Genomic DNA, 16,588 nt, shown 5'->3' on the forward strand with positions numbered 1-16,588 from the left:
GGGACCACGGTAGTCGCTGCGCGGGGGTCGTCCGGCGCGTCAGTCCTGGTCCGCGGTGCCGAACTCCCAGTGCCAGGGCTCCTGCGGGCCGCCACCACCCGGCTCCATCAGCGCAGGGTGCGACCAGCCGAAGTCTCCGGCGTTCGCCTTCATCCAGCGGTAGCTCGGGTTCGTGAAGGAGCCCAGCCGACCGAAGTCGCCGAGGTCGACCGCGACCGCGAACCCGTGGTTCGACGTGCCGGGCGACGCCGCGAGCCACCCCCGCGACCGACGCGTGGCCACCTGGGCCGAGTACGAGCGGTAGGAGCTCACGACGTCGAGGTCGGTGCCGAACTCGGCCCGGTACGCCTCGTTGAGCCGCTCGAGGGCCTCGGCGGCGTCGCACCGCAGCAACGCGTCGGCCGCGAACGCCGGCGCGCACAGGACGTCGAGCGGGATCTCACCGTTCGGCGACTCCTGCGCGACGGCGACCTTCCGGGCCACCTCCGCGGCGGCCGCCTCCGCCGCAGCGCGCGCGGCCTCCTCCGCGAGCCGCGCGTCGGCCTCGGCCTTGACCTGCGCCGCGACCGTCCGCAGCTCAGCGGACAGGGTGCTCACCTCGGCTGCCTGCGCGAGGAGGGCGTCCGCGTCCTGCGCCGTCGCGGCCAGGGGCGCGCGCTGCCCGGTCGACGGTGCCGCTGAGGGCACCGCCGTCGACGAGCTCGTCGCCTCGCCGCCCGGCGCGTCGCTGCCTCCGGCCGTGCCTTCAGCGGCGCCGGCACCCTCGACCGGCTCCGCGGCCGGTGCGGGGAATGCCTGGTCCGGGAGGGCCTCCCGCACGACTCCGGTGCCCCGTCCGGTACGCGTGGACGCGACGTCCCGCAGGGTCGTCCCTGCGGAGGCATCCGCCGAGGGGGTGCCGGCGACGGGATCGGCCGTGAGGTCTGCCGAGGCGCTGACGCCCGCGACGTCCTCGAGACGGTCCACGGCGTCCTGCAGCGGCGCGAGGGTCGCGGCGTCGAGCACGGGTGTCGCCGTCGTCGCGACCGAGCCCGCTTGTGCCATGGCCGTGAGAGCCTCGTCGACCGCCCGGCCGTGCTCGGCGTGGGCCCAGGCGGCCGCCTGGCCGGTGAGCCGCGCGGACGCGGCGCGGTCCGCACGAGGGACCCCGTCAGCCGTGGCGCTCGCTGCGCCGGTGCCGTCCGACGCGCCGGTGGGACCGAGCCCGAAGCCGGTGACGAGGAGCCCGGCCGACAGCGCCACGGTCGTGGCCGCGCGTCCGGCGCGTCGGCCGCGGCGTCGTTCGAGGGGCTGCGCCGGCAGCGTGGGGTCGAGCAGGGCGAAGGGCGCGGGGCACGCGGCTGCGGCGGCCTCGGACGGGGCAGGTGGCTCGTCGGCCAGGGCGCGCAGGGCAGCCTCGGCGAGCCGGAGCTCGCGGCGCGTCGGGTAGCGCGGCGCCGCGACACCGGACGCTGCCGTGGTGGAGGTCGGGAGGGCCGACGTCGGGAGGCCGGGCATCGGGAGACCGGGCGCCGGCGCCGCACCTGGAGTCTCGTCGGCGGCCTCGAGGGCCCGGCGTCGGGCCTCCTCAGCGAGGCGCAGCGACCGTCGCGTCGGGAGGGCTGGCACCGGAGCTGCGGCCTCGAGGGCCTCGGCGTCACCGCTCGGCGTGTGCCGGGCAGCGGCGTGGGGGAGCTCCTGCGTCAAGACGTGTGGTCCTCGCTCATCGTGTGCGTCGGCGGTTCGGGGGACGTCCGGCCCAGGGGGAGGGGCGCGCGTCGGCGTCCATTGGCACATGCCCCGGCCCGTATCGACGAGTCGAGGAGGGCGAGTTCACACGATCCCCACACGATTCGCGTCAGGAGCGCGCCAATGACCTCCTTCAGGAGCGGTTCACCGTCCGCTGGCGCGTGACCTGGGTCACGTCCGTCACCCGTGGGCCCGGGCGAGCCGAGAGCACCGGGCCACCCGCCCCGGCGGGCGATCCTGGGTCGGCAATACCCCGACGGCCCGCGCCGTGCCGCCCTACCGTGGGAGGTGCGGGCTGTCGGACGAGGACGTCGAGCTGTGAACCGGGAGGTGCCCCGTGGGGGCTGCCGTGATCGTCGAGGGGCTGCGCAAGACCTACGGGGCGCTGACCGCGGTCGACGACCTCAGCTTCACCATCCAGGAGGGCGAGGTCTTCGCGCTCCTCGGCCCGAACGGCGCGGGCAAGACCACGACGGTCGAGATCCTCGAGGGGCACCGCGCCCGCACCGCGGGGCGCGTCGAGGTGCTCGGCCAGGACCCTTGGCGCGCGGGCCCGCAGCTGCGTGAACGCGTCGGCATCGTGCTCCAGGAGGCCGGCTTCGACGACGAGTTCACGGTCCGCGAGATCGTGACCCTCTACCGCGGGCTGTACCCGAGACGGCTGGACGCCTCCGCGGTGATCGACCGTGTCGGCCTGACGGACAAGGCGGACGCGCGCGTCAAGACGCTCTCGGGCGGGCAGAGGCGCCGCCTCGACCTCGCGCTCGGGCTCGTCGGCGACCCCGACCTCCTCTTCCTCGACGAGCCGACGACGGGCTTCGACCCGTCAGCCCGTCGGCGCGCGTGGGACCTCGTCGAGGACCTCCGCTCGCTCGGCACGACGGTGCTGCTCACGACCCACTACCTGGACGAGGCCGAGCACCTCGCGGACCGGGTCGGGGTGGTCGTGCGCGGACGGCTCGTCGCGGTCGGCACGCCCGCCGAGCTGGGAGCGGGCCACCGCGCGGCGGTCGTCACCTTCCGGCTGCCCGACGGCATCGACGGCGCCGAGCTGCCACCGCTGGTCGGGACAGCCGTGCGCGAGGGGCTCGAGTGGCGCCTCGAGACAGCGGAGCCGACCGCCGCGCTGCACGCCCTCACCGGCTGGGCGCTCGAGCGAGGCGTGGACGTCCCGGCGCTGACGGTGCGCAGGCCGTCGCTCGAGGACGTGTACCTCGGGCTCGTCGGCGACCACGATGATGCGCCCGACGCCCACGCCGATGCCGACGCCGGCGCGGCCACCAAGGCGCACGGGCCCGCCGGTGCGCACCGGCGCGGCGCGTCCCGGGGGACCCGCGACGAGGGCCGGCGGCGATGACCGTGCCCGGTGCGGCGTCCCGCGCAGCCGCTGTCGGGGACCGCACGGTGCGCGACTCAGGTCCGCGGGGTGGCGGGCCCGGCGTCGCAACGATGCTCGCCGCGCAGGTGCGGCACGCCGCCACCGACCTGTGGCGCCAACGCGTGGTCGCCATCTTCACGTTCGCCATCCCGATGATCTGGCTCGTCGTGATCGGCGTCGTCGCGGGCAACGAGGCGGTCGACGAGACGACAGGCGTCCGGGTGATGCAGTTCGTGACGCCCACGGCCGTGGCGATGGGTGTCATCTACGCCGCGTTCCCGACCGTCGCGATCTCGTTGGTCGACGCGCGCGAGAGCGGCGTGCTCAAGCGCGTCCGTGGCACACCGATGCCCCCGTGGGTCTACCTGGCCGGCCGGGTCGGCGGCGCAGCGGTCTTCGCCCTCGCGGCCGTCGCCGCGATGCTCGTCCTCGGCGTCGTGGCGTACGACGTGCAGCTCTTCGCGCGCACGCTCCCGGCGTTCGTCGCGACGATCACGCTCGGCATCGTCGCGTTCGCGTCGATCGGGACGGCCGTCGCGGCGCTGGCTCCGACGACGGCCGTGGCCCAGGCCGCCTCGATCGGCAGCGCGGTCGTCCTGTCCTTCCTGTCGGAGATGTTCACGTTCGGCGGTACGTCGCCGGCGTGGATGGAGACGACCGGCGACGTCCTCCCGCTGAAGCCGTTCGCCCAGGCGCTGCAGTCACAGCTCGACCCCTACGCCACCGGTGCCGGCTGGGAGCCCCGACGCCTGGCCGTCGTCGCTGCGTGGGGCGCGGCCGCCGCCCTCGTCGCGGTGCTGCGCTTCCGGTGGCTACCGTTCGCCGGTCGCGCGGGCGGTTCGGCGCGACCGGCGGGGGCCGTCGAAGCCCCGGCGACGTCCGGGACCCATGGGCGGCCCGACGCTCGGGAGCCCTCGCGCGACGCACCCGAGCCGGCGGGGTCCCAGGCAGCGGCGGGTCTCGTCGCGGGCGAGACCGGGCGCCCGTCCGCCCTGTCACTCGTCGCGGCGCAGGCGCGTGCAGCGAACCGGTCGATCTGGCGCGACGCCGGAGCGGTGTTCTTCGGCATCGCGATGCCCGTCGGCGTGTACGTGTTCATGGTGGGCAGCCAGCCCGACGGCGTGGTCGACGGCGTACCCCTCGCCGTGCTGGTCGCCGCTGGAATGATCACGTGGGGCGTCGCCGTGAGCGCGTTCATGAACGTGCCCGAGGCCGTCGCGGCCGCGCGGGACAAGGGCGCGCTGAAGCGGTTGAGGGGGACCCCGCTGCGCCCCTGGCAGTACATGGCCGGCCGCACGGGCGTCACCCTCTGGCTCTCCCTGGTGATCGCGGTCCTCGTCCTCGCCGCCGCCGTGACCCTGCACGGCGTGGAGCTCACGGCGCCCGGGGTCGCCGTCGGCGTGGCGGTCCTGCTGGTCGGGACCCTGAGCCTCGCCGCGTGCGGCTTCGCCCTTGCGTCGCTCGTCCCCGAGGCGCGCGCCGTCGGGCCGGTGGCCCTCGTGATCCTGCTCCCGCTCGCGTTCCTGTCCGACATCTTCTTCGTCGGGGGACCGGCGTGGATGGGGACCGTCGGCGGTCTCTTCCCGCTCAAGCACCTGCAGAACGCGCTCGTCGCCGCCTGGGACCCGGCGGGGGCGACCCTCGCGTGGGAGCACCTGGCGGTGCTTGCCCTCTGGCTCGTCGTCGCCGGTCTGGTCGCCGTGCGCCGGTTCCGCTGGACCGCGGCGGGCGATCGCTGAGACGTCGGCCGGGTGATCGGCGAGACGTCGGCCGGGGCGGCGCGGGCCGCCTCCGCGTCCCCACGCCCCGGAGCCCTAGAGCCCACCCTCAGGTGCGCGCGTCCCGCGTCCTGCGGTCGTTCGCCCGCTGGATGGCGTCCACGAGCTGCTCCTTGGTCATCGTCGACCGCCCGCGGACCTCGAGCCGCCGAGCGACCTCGTAGAGGTGCGCCTTGGACGCTCGGGCGTCCACCCCGCCGGCGGTCGGCCGACGGCTGCCGCGACCCTCACGTGAGTGCTCGTCGGAGGGGCCCGGCGAGTCCTTGGGCTCCCAGTGGTCACCGATCTTCTCGTACGAGTGCTTGAGCGCCGCGTAAGCCACCCGGTGCGCGCGCTCGGCGTCGTCGTACTCGTCCGCCGCCGCGTCGTGGGCCTTGGCGAACGTCCGTTGCGCCTTGGCGTCGGAGCGCTTGAGGGTGTCCGGGAGCTCGGACTGCTTGGGCTGCCCGCCTCGTGTCGTCTTCGGCATCTCACGCCTCCCTGGTCGCTGCGGTGAGCCGCGGCCGTGACTGCGACCGCGGCGTGCGGCGGCCTCGGGTGGGCGCCGCTCCTCCACCATCGGTCGCCGCGGTCGTGCCCGCCACCGGTCGCGCCCACGACCCGTTCCCGCCCACGACGGCCACCGGCTGTGCCCGCCGGTGCGGTGGGTGCGACCAGACGCCGGACGCCGGGCGGCCCGGCGCGCTGGTCAGTCCTCGGTGCCGTACTCCCAGTGCCACGGCTCGGCGGGCCCCGCACCGCCGGGCTGCATGTAGCTCGGGTGGTGCCAGCCGAAGCGACCTGCGTTCTCGCGCATCCACCGGTACGTCGGCAGGTCGAACTGCCCGAGGGACCCGAACCCGTCGAGGTCGACGGCGAGCCCGAGGCCGTGGTTCGACGTCCCGGGCGCGCTCGCGAGGCCCCCTCGGGCCCGCTTGGTCGCGACCTGGGCCGCGTAGTCGCGGTAGGAGCTCGTGACGTCGAGGTCACGGTCGAAGCGCTCCGCGAAAGCGACGTTGAGCTCCTCGAGCGCCGCTGCCGCGTCGCACCGCAGGAGCACGTCGGCCTCGAACGCCACGCCGCACAGCACGTCGACGGGGATCGCGCCGTTCTCGGCGGCAGCGGCCTCCTCGACGCGGGAGGCACGCTCGGCCGCGGCGCGTGCCGCCGCCTCGGCCTCGGCAGCGGCACGGGCGGCGGCCTCGGCCTCGGCGCGGGCGACCGCAGCCGTCGTGCCCACCTCCTGCGACATGACGAGCACCTGCTCGGCGGCCGCGACCATCTGCGCCGTCGCCACCAGGTCGACGGAGGCGTCGGGCAGCACGGCCTCGGAGAGCGGGGCACGGGCCGCCGACCTGGACGCCGTCGCGGACCGCAGGGACATCGGGTCGGCCGGGACGTCGATGCCGATGGCGTTCGTGGCGTCCTCGGGCGCGACCGCGGGCTCGGGGGCGGAGGCGGCGGGGTGTCCGGCGTCGGTCGTCGTGACAGGCGCGGTCGTGCTCGACGTCGGCGAGACTCGCTCGGTCGCGGGTGTGTCCGACGTCGGGCTGCCCTCGGGCGCATCCGTCATCGCCTCGAGCCCGGCCGTGGTGACAGTCGTCGCGAGCGCGTGCCCTGTCGCAGCGATGAGGTCCGCGAGCTCGGCCCGAGCCGAGGTGAGCGGCGAGATGGTCTCGGCGGTCAGCACCGGCGTCGCCGTCCCGACGGCGGCGTCGGCGGCCGCGACGGCCGCGTGGGCGAGCTCGAGCGCCTCGGTGCGGCGCACCGTCGCGAACGCCGTCGCCTGGAGGGTCATGCGGTTGGCGGCGGCGACGTCGACACGGGCCTGGTGCGCGAGCTCCAGGTCCTGGGCGACGAGCACGGCTGACCTGTGGGCGTCGCGCGCGGCCTGGTCGAGGCAGACCTGGGTGATCCCGCCGGCGAGGAAGGCCGTGGAGAGGAGCGCGACGGCGCCAGGGCGCACCACGAGCGTCCCGAGCGGTCCACGGAGCCAGGTCGGCACGGCTGCGGCGCCCGCCGTCGTCGGGCCGCTCGGTCGACCCGCCCGTGGCACCCCGCCGAGCCTGGCCTCGCGAGCTGCCGACGCCGCGTGCGCCCGCCGGGCGCCGCCGGATCCTGCGACTGCCGGGCGCGCCCGCGGTGCGCGCGGCCTGAGCGTCTCGGCCAGACGCGCCAGTGGAGCGGTGGCCTCGGCCTTCGGAGCGCGTCGCCGTCCGTGCACGGGCGCGGCGGGCGCTGGTGCGGTGGGCACGAGGGACGTGGGCGCGGGTGTCGCGGGCACGAGGGACGCGGGCGCGGTGGGCACGAGGGACGTGGGTGCGGGTGCGGGGCTGGTCAGGGTTCGCGCGCTGTGCTGCCCGCCGCTGCGGAGCGGGGGACGCGCGCTCTCGGCCTCGCGCCGACGCTCAGCCTCGCGCAGGGCACGGCGCGTCGTCCCACCGTGCTCCGGCTCCATGCGCCTGGTGTCCCCTCCGTCGTCGTGCGTGCTCCTGTCCTGTCGGCTCGTGGGGCCCGGACCTGAAGGGTCCGACCGGGTGGTTCCTGGCGTGTCGGACCGGAACCGCGCCCCGGGTTGTTCATCGCCGCCGCGGAGCCGGGGCAGCGGTGTGTGCGCGCCCGCGGGAGCGGCCCCGCGCGCGGGACGGGGCGCGCCGCCGCGCCGGCCTGCCGCGACGCCTGGGGCGGCGATCGGGTCCGTAGGATCTCGTCCATGCGCCATCCCAGGGACGTCCGGCGCCTCGTGCGTCGCGTCCTGTCGGGACCGCCCACGCTCGAGGTGGGTCGCCGCTCGCAGGACGCCGGGCTCGACGAGACAGTCGTGCGGGGCGCCATGGAGCTCGCGCTCCGCGTGGGCGAGGCGATGCTCTCCCTGGGCGCGGCCGCCGCCGACGTCGCTGCCGCGATCCTCGCCATCACCCGCGCGTTCGGGCTCCTCGGCTGCCAGGTGGATGTCACGTTCACCGCCATCACGCTGTCCTACGACCGCGGTCGGTCCGTCGCGCCGGTCACGCTCATGCGCGTCGTCACGGGTCGTGTGGACGACTACGGGCGGCTCAGCGGCGTGCTCAGGGTCGCGAAGGAGGTCGCTGCTCGGCCGGTGCGGCCGGTGGACGCGCTGGCGACGCTGGACGCGGCCGACGCGCGGCTCGACGAGGTGGTGTCTGCGCCGCACCCGTACCCGCGGTGGCTCGTGACCGTGCTGCTCGCGGTCATGGCGGCGGCGGTCGCGATCCTCCTCGGGGGCGGGTTCGCGGTCGCGGCGGTGGCGGGCCTGACGACGGTGGGCATCGACCGGGCCGTGTGGCGGCTCGCGCGGTGGGGCCTGCCGCCGTTCTTCCGTCAGGCCGCGGGCGCGGCGATCGCCACGGCCGTCGCCGTGGGCATCCTCGTGGCCGCGCCGCACCTGCCGTTCGAGCTCGTCCACCTGCCGCCGTCCCTCGTGGTGGCGTCAGGCATCGTGGTGCTCCTCGCCGGTCTCTCCCTCGTGGGATCCGCCGAGGACGCGATCAGCGGCTTCCCAGTCACCGCGAGCGGGCGTGCCTTCGAGGTGGTCGTGCTGACGCTGGGGATCGTCGCGGGCATCGGCGGCGTGCTGGACATGGCGCGTCGGGCCGGTGTGCCCCTCGAGGTCATCGCCGTGCCGACGAACAGCTCCCCGCTCGTCGTGCAGGCGCTGGCCGCGGCTCTCGTGGCCGCGGCCTGGGGGTTGGCGAGCTATGCGCGGCTGCGGGCCGCGGCTGCATCGGCCGCGGCCGGTGGTGTCGCGTGGGTGATCTTCACCGTCGCGACCGGGTGGGGTCTGGGCGCGGCGGTCGCGAGCGCCGTCGCCGCGCTGGTGATCGGCTTCCTCGCCGAGTCGGTGGGCCCTCACCTGCGGGTTCCGCCACTCGTGATCTCCGTGTGCGGAATCGTCCCGCTGCTCCCGGGTCTGGCGATCTACCGCGCGTTGTTCCAGCTTGTCAGTGAGCCCGCGTCGAACGGGGGCATGGGGCCCGGCGCGACGGGTCTCGTCGCCGCGGCGACGGTCGGGCTGGGTCTGGCAGCCGGCGTCACGCTCGGCGAGTTCGTCGCGGCCGCGTGGCGCCGGGGACGCGAGGCGCGTCGGGACCGGGCGCTCGCGCCGGCCGGCACCGGGGCGAGCGCCCGGCCCCAGGACGTCGCTGCAGGGGATGGACAGACGCTCTCGGCCTCGTCCGCGACCCTTGAGGCACCCGACGTCGACGCGCTGCCGGCCGCGGACGCGTCCACGCCGTAGCCACGGCCGCCGCGTAGGCACGGGCGCGCCGGCCCGGTCGGCTCCGGCTCCGCGAGGACGGCCCCGCACGCGCGGTGGCGGCGTCGAGCGTCAGTCGCCGAGCGCCCTGGTGTGCGGGGCGCTCGGCGCGGCCTCCGGCGACTCGGGGATGGGCGGGTCCGCGGGGCCGGGCAGCGGAATGCCGGGGCTCGCGGCACGGGCCAGCCCGTCAGCGATGGTCCCGACGAGCTCGCCGGCCGCCACAGGGTCGAGCCGGACGCTGGCCACGCACCTGCCGAACCGCCAGGTGCTGACCACGAAGACACGGTCCTGGGCGTGCCACGTCACCTGGAGGGCGCGGTGCTGACCGCGGACGTCGGGCAGTGCGGCCGAGCCCGCCAGGGGTAGTGCGATCACCTCTCCCATAGATGCACGATGCTCCGGTCCGGGCCTCCTGTCGAGGGGCCGTGAGGGCGCCGTGCGGGTGATGTGCGGGGTCCGGGTACCGAAGGACCCCGCCGAGCGGTGCTCGACGGGGTCCTTCGGTTCTGTGACCGGTCGGTCTAGGTCACCCGGTGCGGCGTGCGGTCAGCTGCAACCGCTCGTGCTGCCGCAGCCCTCGCAGACGTGGCAGGAGCCTGCAGGCCGCATCTTGATCCCGCAGTTCATGCAGAGCGGCGCATCGGCCTCGCGGCCCTGCTTGAGGTCCATGAGCTCGGCCGAGGAGTGAACGGTGAGCGGCACCGCCGTGGCACCGAGGCGCTCCACCGGCGTGGTCGGTGCAGCCTGTGCGGCCGGTGCCGCAGCGGGCGCCGGTGCCGGGATGGAGTCCGCCGGAGCCGTGAGGTCGTCGTCCTCGTCCGCCGCCACGGGCTCGTAGGAGCCCGTCTCGAGCTGCCGCGTGCGCTCCTGCGTGGTGTAGATCCCGAGCGAGGCGCGGGTCTCGAACGGCAGGTAGTCGAGCGCGAGGCGCCGGAAGATGTAGTCCATGATCGACTGCGCCATCCGCACGTCGGGGTCGTCCGTCATCCCGGCGGGCTCGAAGCGCATGTTCGTGAACTTCTGGACGTACGTCTCGAGCGGCACGCCGTACTGCAGCGCCACCGAGATGGCGATGGAGAACGCGTCCATCACGCCGGCGAGGGTCGACCCCTGCTTGCCGAGCTTGAGGAACAGCTCGCCGAGCCCGTCACCGGGGTAGGAGCCCGCAGTGATGTAGCCGTCCGCGCCGCCCACCGTGAAGGACGTCGTCAGCGACGTGCGCTGGCGAGGCAGGCGCTTGCGCGTCGCCCGGGCCGGTGCCGCCTCGCTCGCGGCCGCGACCGGCTCGACGGCGACGGAGGCGCCCTTCGCCTTGGCGTCGGAGAGCGGCTGACCGACCTTGCAGTTGTCGCGGTAGATCGCCAGTGCCTTGATGCCCATCTTCCAGGACTCGAAGTAGATCTCCTCGATCTCCTCGACCGTGGCCGACTCGGGCATGTTGACGGTCTTCGAGATGGCGCCGGAGATGAACGGCTGCACCGCGGCCATCATGCGCACGTGCCCCATCGGGGAGATCGCGCGCTCACCCATCGCGCAGTCGAAGACCTCGTAGTGCTCCGTCTTCAGGCCGGGCGCATCGACGACGTGGCCGTGCTCGGCGATGTACTCGACGATCGCCTCGATGGTCTCCTCGGCGTACCCCATGCGACGCAGTGCGCGCGGGATCGTCTGGTTGACGATCTGCATCGAGCCGCCGCCGACGAGCTTCTTGAACTTGACGAGCGAGAAGTCCGGCTCAACGCCGGTCGTGTCGCAGTCCATCATGAAGCCGATCGTGCCGGTCGGGGCGAGGACGGAGGCCTGGGCGTTGCGCCAGCCGTTGCGCTCACCGATCTGGTTGCCCTCGGCCCACACCTTGGTCGCAGCCGCGTGGATGTCCGCGTCCATCGAGTGCAGGGTGCGGATGTCGTCGTTCGCGGCCGCGTGCTTGCGCATGACGCGCTGGTGGGCCGCGGAGTTGAGGGCGTAGCCCTCGTAGGGGCCCACGACACCGGCCAGCTCTGCGGAACGCTTGTACGCGGTGCCGGTCATCAGCGACGTGATCGAGGCGGCGAGCGCGCGGCCGCCGTCGGAGTCGTAGCCGTGGCCCGTCGCCATGAGCAGCGCGCCGAGGTTGGCGTAGCCGATGCCGAGCTGGCGGAACTTGCGCGTGGTGTCGCCGATCGCCTCGGTGGGGAAGTCGGCGAAGCAGATCGAGATGTCCATCGCCGTGATGACCAGCTCGACGGCCTTCTCGAACTTCGGGACGTCGAAGGTGTCGTCCGCACGCAGGAACGTCAGGAGGTTGAGGGACGCGAGGTTGCACGACGAGTTGTCGAGGTGCATGTACTCCGAGCAGGGGTTCGACGCAGTGATGCGGCCGGACTCGGGGCTCGTGTGCCAGTCGTTGATCGTGGAGTCGTACTGGAGGCCGGGGTCGGCGCACGCCCAGGCCGCCTCGGCGATCTTGCGGAAGAGCTGCTTGGCGTCGACGGTGTCGATCACGCTGCCGTCGGTGCGCGCGCGCAGACCGAACGAGCCGCCGTCGCGCACGGCCTCCATGAACTCGTCGCTCACGCGGACCGAGTTGTTGGCGTTCTGGTACTGGACGGACACGATGTCGCGCCCGCCGAGGTCCATGTCGAAGCCCGCGTCACGCAGCGCGCGGATCTTGTCCTCCTCGCGGGCCTTGGTCTCGACGAACTCCTCGATGTCGGGGTGGTCCACGTCGAGGACGACCATCTTCGCCGCACGGCGCGTGGCGCCGCCCGACTTGATGGTCCCGGCGGAGGCGTCCGCGCCACGCATGAAGGAGATCGGGCCGCTCGCGGTCCCGCCCGAGGAGAGCAGCTCGCGCGAGGAGCGGATCCGGGAGAGGTTCAGGCCGGCGCCCGAGCCGCCCTTGAAGATCATCCCCTCCTCGCGGTACCAGTTGAGGATCGAGTCCATCGTGTCGTCGACGGCGAGGATGAAGCACGCGCTGACCTGCTGCGGCGACGGCGTACCCACGTTGAACCACACGGGGGAGTTGAACGAGAACACCTGGTGGAGCAGCATCCACGTGAGCTCGTGCTCGAAGAGGGTCGCGTCCTCCTCGGTGGTGAAGTACCCGTTGTCGCGGCCGGCCTTGGTGTAGGTCAGGACGACCCGGTCGATGAGCTGCTTGAGGCTCCACTCGCGCACGGGCGTGCCGACCGCTCCGCGGAAGTACTTGGTCGTCACGATCGTGGTGGCGTTGAGCGACCACGTGGACGGGAACTCGACGCCCTTCTGCTCGAAGATCGTCTCGCCCGACTTCCAGTTCGTCTGGACGACGTCCCGGCGCTCCCAGGTCACCTCGTCGTAGGGGTGCACTCCGGGCGTCGTGAAGACACGCTCGATGCTCAGGCCGCGCTTGCGGGCCTTCGGTGTGCGGGAGCCCGTCTTGCCGGTGCTCTCCGACGTCTCTGTCATGACTACTCCTTCAGCCGTGTCGCGCCGGCCGTGGGGCCTGGACGTGGTGCGGACTTCGTGGTTCTCGGTTCGGTGTGGTCCGGCTGGGCCGGACGTCAGTTCTCGGTGCAGCAGCTCCGGTCGGTGCGTCAGCGTGCGACGAGCCCGGACCTCCTGCGGCCGGACCGGGCCTTCGTCAGCCGTCCACGACAGCTCAGACACTAGGCCCGACCACTGACACGAGGGCCTGGCCGGCCTTCGGGTCGCACGCGGTGCGGTCTCCGTCTCACCACTACGTGTGCCCAACTTACAAGCGTGCAACCACTATATGTAGTGCCCAGGGCGAGATCGGATCGGGTGATCTTGAGGGGCCCGCACCGCTCCCGACGAAGCCGCAGGTGGGGGCACATGTCGATCGTCGAGCCGGATCCGCGGACGGATCAGGCGGGCGGCGTGTCGCGCTCTTCGGCGTGTCCGAGCGTCACGGACGAATCGCCACCAATCGGGCGCGGGGCCGGCCCGAACGCGGCTCGCCCCGACGTCCGACGCAGCGCGACGAGGGCGGGTCGCCCGATCGCCGCGAGGCCCACCGCCGTCGTGACCGCCCTGCCCACGTCCCACCCGAGCGACGTGCCGAGGCTGTACAGCCAGAACCGACGCAGGTTGGCGCCCACGGGGTCGCCCGCCACGAAGGACAGCCCGGTGCCCGTCCCGAGCTGGAAGGGCCAGAAGGAGAGGTTCATCACGAGCCCGAACCCGAACGCGGCCAGCGCCCCGTACACCGCGAGCAGCACGATCTCCGGGCGGCCGCGCACCCGCCGGGGGAGGAGCCCAGCGCCCAGCCCGACCCACGAGGCCGCGAGCATCTGGAACGGCATCCAGGGACCGACACCACCCGTGAGCAGGGCGGACGCGAAGATGGTCGTGGAGCCCAGCGCGAACCCGAAGCCCGGCCCGAGCACCCGCCCGCCGAGCACGATCACGAGGAAGACGAGCTCGACCCCCGCGGTGCCGGCCGAGATGGGCCGCAGCACCGACCCCACCGCCGACAGGAGGCCGAGCACCGCGACGGCCTTGACGTCCATCCCGCCGTCGCCGAGCGCCACGAGGACGACCGCGACGACGGCGACGAGCACCCCAGCGAGCACGAGGGGGGCGTCCGTGGCGTGCTCCAGCTCGCTGCCCGGGCTCACGATCAGCGGCCATCCGAAGGCGAGGAGCCCGGCGACGGACGCCGCCGCGAGGGCGAGGACCGTCCGGGGGCCGAGCGGCACGGCGGCGGCGTCGAACCGGTGCCCGACGTCCGCCGGCGTCTGCCTCATGCCGTGAGGGCCGCGCGGACCTCCGCGACCGTGAGGATCTCGAGCGGGTGGAGGATCTTGGCCACCTGGGGTGCGAAGGTCGGCGACGCCACCAGGATCTCGGCGGCCGTGCCGTCCGCGACGACCTCGCCCTCGGCCAGGACCACCACCCGCGACGCGCTCTCGGCGACGAACTCCACGTCGTGGCTCGACAGGAGAACGGCCCCGCCCGCTGCCGCGTGCGCCCGCAGGGCGTGGGCCAGGTGGGCCTTCGCCGCGTAGTCGAGACCCCGGGTCGGCTCGTCGAGGACGAGCACGGCCGGCCGTGCCGCGAGCTGGATGGCCAGGACGAGCGCGAGCCGCTGCCCCTCGGACAGGTCGCGGGGGTGCGCAGCCGGCGCCACGTCGCCGGTCAGTCCCTCGAGGAGCCCTCGCGTGGTGCCCGGCGCCGCACCCGCCTGCTGGTCGCCTGCCGAGCACTCGGCCGCGACGCTCTCCAGGTAGAGCAGGTCGGCCGGGTTCTGCGGGACGAGCGCGACGTGACGGCGCACGGCGGACGGCCGCAGGGCTGCCGGGTCGGCGCCGTCCGCGAGCGGGAGCGCGACGCGACCGGCGGTGCGCGGGCCCGACCCCTGGAGCGCCCACAGCAGCGACGACTTGCCGGCGCCGTTCCGGCCCATCACGGCCGTCACCTCTCCGGCACGCACGTCGAGGTCCACGCCGCGCACGGCACGGGTCCGCCCGTAGCGCACGTGCAGCCCGCGGGCGGTCAGGAGCGTGCCGCCCGACGCTGCGAGGTGCGGGGCGGTGGGCGCGCTGCCTGTCGGCGCCGGCACTGCGCCGTGCGCACCCCGGCCGGCCACCTCGGCGAGCCGTTCACGCAGGGGCACGACCTTGCGACGGGCGTCCCGCACCGAGAGCGCGACCGGGTCCCAGCCCGCGAGCCGACCCAGCTCGACGATCGGCGGGGCGACCTGCGAGGTGGCCAGCACCTGCGCGGGTGGGCCGCTGACGACCGTTCCGTCGGGTCCGACGAGCAGCACCCGGTCCGCGTACTGCACGACGCGCTCGAGGCGGTGCTCGGCGAGCAGCACGGTCATGCCGAGGTCCGACACCAGCCGGCTCAGCGCCGCCAGGACGTCCTCGGCCGCCGAGGGGTCCAGGGCCGAGGTCGGCTCGTCCAGCACGAGGACGCGCGGGTGGCTCGTCAGGACGGAGCCGATCGCGACGCGCTGCTGCTCGCCGCCGGACAGGTCCGCGAGCGGGCGGTCCCGCAACGCGGCGAGCCCGAGGAGGTCCATGACCTCCTCGACGCGCTTGCGCATGACCGCCGAGGACAGCCCGAGCTGCTCCATGACGTACGCGAGCTCCTCCTCGACGGTGTCCGTCACGAACCCCGTCGCGGGGTCCTGGACCACGACGCCGACCACGTCCGCCAGGTCCCGCGGCGCGTGGTCGCGCGTGTCCCGGCCGTCCACGAGGACGCGCCCCTCGAGAAGGCCGCCCGAGAAGTGCGGGACGAGGCCGCACGCGGCGCGCAGGAGCGTCGACTTGCCCGAGCCGGTCGGTCCGACGACGAGGCACAGCTCGCCCTCCGGCACGTGGAACGTCGCCTCGCGCAGCGCGGGGACGGCGTCGCCGGCGTAGGTCACGCTGACGCGGTCGAAGCGGATCATGCGCTGCTCCCGGCTGCCCGCCCGAGCGGCTGCAGCCCGACGACCGCCGGCACGGCGGCCACGAGGGCGCAGACGAGCGCGACGGGCGGGACCTGCGGCCACGCGTCCACGGCGCCCGTGCCGAGGGCGCTCGGGTCGCCGACGGACACGAGCACCAGGATGGCGGCCGTCGCGAGGCCCGACGCCGCGACGACGGTCTCCTTCAGGGCCCAGCGGTCCGGGCGGTACCGCGTGCGGCGCACCTGCCGACCCGCGAGCGTGGACCCGACCGCTGCCGCTGTGAGCCCCACGAGCAGCACGGGCACGCCCAGCCACGCGGGTGCGGTGCCGTCGAGCAGGCCGTACGTGCCCAGGGCGGCGGCCAGGAGCGAGCCGAGGAGGAGCGCCCCGACGCGGCGGTCGCTGCGGCCCGGGAGGGCACGCGCGTACCCCCGCGAGTCCATCGAGGCGGCGAGCGCCAGGGAGCGGTCGAGCGCGTCCGTCAGCACCGGGACAGCCGTCCTACGGAGCAGCGCGAGCCCTCGGGGCTCCGAGCCGCGCAGCTGCTGCGCGCGCCGCACGGCACCCGCGGAGGCCACCAGCTGCGGCGTGACGCTCACGGCGATGACGACTGCGGTCCCGAGCTGGTGCAGCGACGCGGGCAGCGACCGCAGCGCACGCCGTGGGTTCGCGAGCGCGTTGGCAGCCCCGAAGCACACCACGAGCGTCGCGAGCCTGAGCCCGCCGTAGACGGCGGTCAGCAGGCCGGTGAGCGTCACGGGGCCCAGGAGCTCGACCCCGACCGCCCACGCGGGCAGGGAGACCCGTGGGACGTCGATCAGGACCAGCCCCGGGGTCTTGATCCCGACGACGACGTAGAAGAGGACCCGCAGGACGACGATCCACAGCCCGAGCACCAGGTAGCCGCGGAACGCGCGCGCCCAGGGCACGTCCTCGCGGCGGGCGACGACGACGAGCACCACCGCCGCGAGGACGAGCCCGACGACCACCGGGTTCGTGGTGCGCGTGGTCGCGACCGCGAGTCCCAGGGCCCAGGCCCACCAGGCGAGGGGGTGCAT

General features: G+C 74.5%; 11 protein-coding genes. 3 read left to right on the plus strand and 8 right to left on the minus strand.

Translation table 11 applies throughout. The features are described from left to right. Nucleotides 1–39: 39 nt before the first annotated feature. Complete coding sequence (locus FZ988_RS15730) at nt 40–1,686, minus strand: M15 family metallopeptidase (protein ID WP_149204985.1); 1,647 nt, start codon at nt 1,684–1,686, stop codon at nt 40–42. A 379-nt stretch (nt 1,687–2,065) separates the two neighbouring features. Here FZ988_RS15730 and FZ988_RS15735 point away from each other — a divergent pair, with 379 nt between their 5' ends. Both FZ988_RS15735 and FZ988_RS15740 read left to right on the plus strand, forming a co-directional pair. Then, entirely contained in the window at nt 2,066–3,085 is a 1,020-nt protein-coding gene (locus FZ988_RS15735) for an ABC transporter ATP-binding protein (RefSeq protein WP_223145163.1), read from the plus strand. Then, nucleotides 3,082–4,845, plus strand: coding sequence for an ABC transporter permease (locus FZ988_RS15740; RefSeq protein ID WP_149204986.1), 1,764 nt, complete (start codon nt 3,082–3,084; stop codon nt 4,843–4,845). Before FZ988_RS15735 ends, FZ988_RS15740 begins: the two co-directional genes overlap by 4 nt. A gap of 88 nt (nt 4,846–4,933) precedes the next feature. On the opposite strand, the gene FZ988_RS15745 is transcribed toward FZ988_RS15740, so the two are convergent. Both FZ988_RS15745 and FZ988_RS15750 read right to left on the minus strand, forming a co-directional pair. Continuing rightward, nucleotides 4,934–5,353, minus strand: coding sequence for a ChaB family protein (locus FZ988_RS15745; RefSeq protein ID WP_149204987.1), 420 nt, complete (start codon nt 5,351–5,353; stop codon nt 4,934–4,936). Nucleotides 5,354–5,572: 219 nt separating this feature from the next. After that, nucleotides 5,573–7,321: a M15 family metallopeptidase gene (locus FZ988_RS15750; RefSeq protein WP_149204988.1), complete on the minus strand. Its 1,749-nt coding sequence runs from the start codon at nt 7,319–7,321 to the stop codon at nt 5,573–5,575. Between the two features lie 255 nt (nt 7,322–7,576). Between FZ988_RS15750 and FZ988_RS15755 the strand changes: the two genes are divergently transcribed. Continuing rightward, nucleotides 7,577–9,121, plus strand: a complete 1,545-nt coding sequence (locus FZ988_RS15755; RefSeq protein ID WP_149204989.1) for a threonine/serine exporter family protein — start codon at nt 7,577–7,579, stop codon at nt 9,119–9,121. Nucleotides 9,122–9,211: 90 nt separating this feature from the next. Here FZ988_RS15755 and FZ988_RS15760 read toward each other — a convergent pair whose 3' ends face one another. From FZ988_RS15760 to FZ988_RS15780, 5 genes are all read right to left on the minus strand, one after another. Continuing rightward, nucleotides 9,212–9,526, minus strand: a complete 315-nt coding sequence (locus FZ988_RS15760) for a hypothetical protein (protein ID WP_149204990.1) — start codon at nt 9,524–9,526, stop codon at nt 9,212–9,214. Nucleotides 9,527–9,688: 162 nt separating this feature from the next. Further along, entirely contained in the window at nt 9,689–12,574 is a 2,886-nt protein-coding gene (locus FZ988_RS15765; RefSeq protein ID WP_149204991.1) for a vitamin B12-dependent ribonucleotide reductase, read from the minus strand. 419 nt (nt 12,575–12,993) lie between these two features. Further along, entirely contained in the window at nt 12,994–13,875 is an 882-nt protein-coding gene (locus tag FZ988_RS15770; protein ID WP_149204992.1) for an ECF transporter S component, read from the minus strand. Next, the gene (locus FZ988_RS15775; protein WP_149204993.1) at nt 13,872–15,530 is read right to left on the minus strand and encodes an ABC transporter ATP-binding protein; all 1,659 of its coding nucleotides are present in this window, start codon (nt 15,528–15,530) and stop codon (nt 13,872–13,874) included. Before FZ988_RS15775 ends, FZ988_RS15770 begins: the two co-directional genes overlap by 4 nt. Beyond that, the gene (locus FZ988_RS15780) at nt 15,527–16,588 is read right to left on the minus strand and encodes a CbiQ family ECF transporter T component (RefSeq protein WP_149204994.1); all 1,062 of its coding nucleotides are present in this window, start codon (nt 16,586–16,588) and stop codon (nt 15,527–15,529) included. The genes FZ988_RS15775 and FZ988_RS15780 overlap by 4 nt, the downstream gene beginning before the upstream one ends.

The organism is Actinotalea subterranea (genome assembly GCF_008364845.1).
Taxonomy (GTDB): domain Bacteria; phylum Actinomycetota; class Actinomycetes; order Actinomycetales; family Cellulomonadaceae; genus Actinotalea; species Actinotalea subterranea.

Bases quoted from the DNA above. Each gene is read 5' to 3' on its own strand.
- FZ988_RS15740 (WP_149204986.1), top strand. From the start codon at position 3,082: ATGACCGTGCCCGGTGCGGCGTCCCGCGCAGCCGCTGTCGGGGACCGC.
- FZ988_RS15745 (WP_149204987.1), bottom strand. From the start codon at position 5,353: ATGCCGAAGACGACACGAGGCGGGCAGCCCAAGCAGTCCGAGCTCCCG.
- FZ988_RS15750 (WP_149204988.1), bottom strand. From the start codon at position 7,321: ATGGAGCCGGAGCACGGTGGGACGACGCGCCGTGCCCTGCGCGAGGCT.
- FZ988_RS15755 (WP_149204989.1), top strand. From the start codon at position 7,577: ATGCGCCATCCCAGGGACGTCCGGCGCCTCGTGCGTCGCGTCCTGTCG.
- FZ988_RS15760 (WP_149204990.1), bottom strand. From the start codon at position 9,526: ATGGGAGAGGTGATCGCACTACCCCTGGCGGGCTCGGCCGCACTGCCC.
- FZ988_RS15765 (WP_149204991.1), bottom strand. From the start codon at position 12,574: ATGACAGAGACGTCGGAGAGCACCGGCAAGACGGGCTCCCGCACACCG.
- FZ988_RS15770 (WP_149204992.1), bottom strand. From the start codon at position 13,875: ATGAGGCAGACGCCGGCGGACGTCGGGCACCGGTTCGACGCCGCCGCC.
- FZ988_RS15775 (WP_149204993.1), bottom strand. From the start codon at position 15,530: ATGATCCGCTTCGACCGCGTCAGCGTGACCTACGCCGGCGACGCCGTC.
- FZ988_RS15780 (WP_149204994.1), bottom strand. From the start codon at position 16,588: ATGCACCCCCTCGCCTGGTGGGCCTGGGCCCTGGGACTCGCGGTCGCG.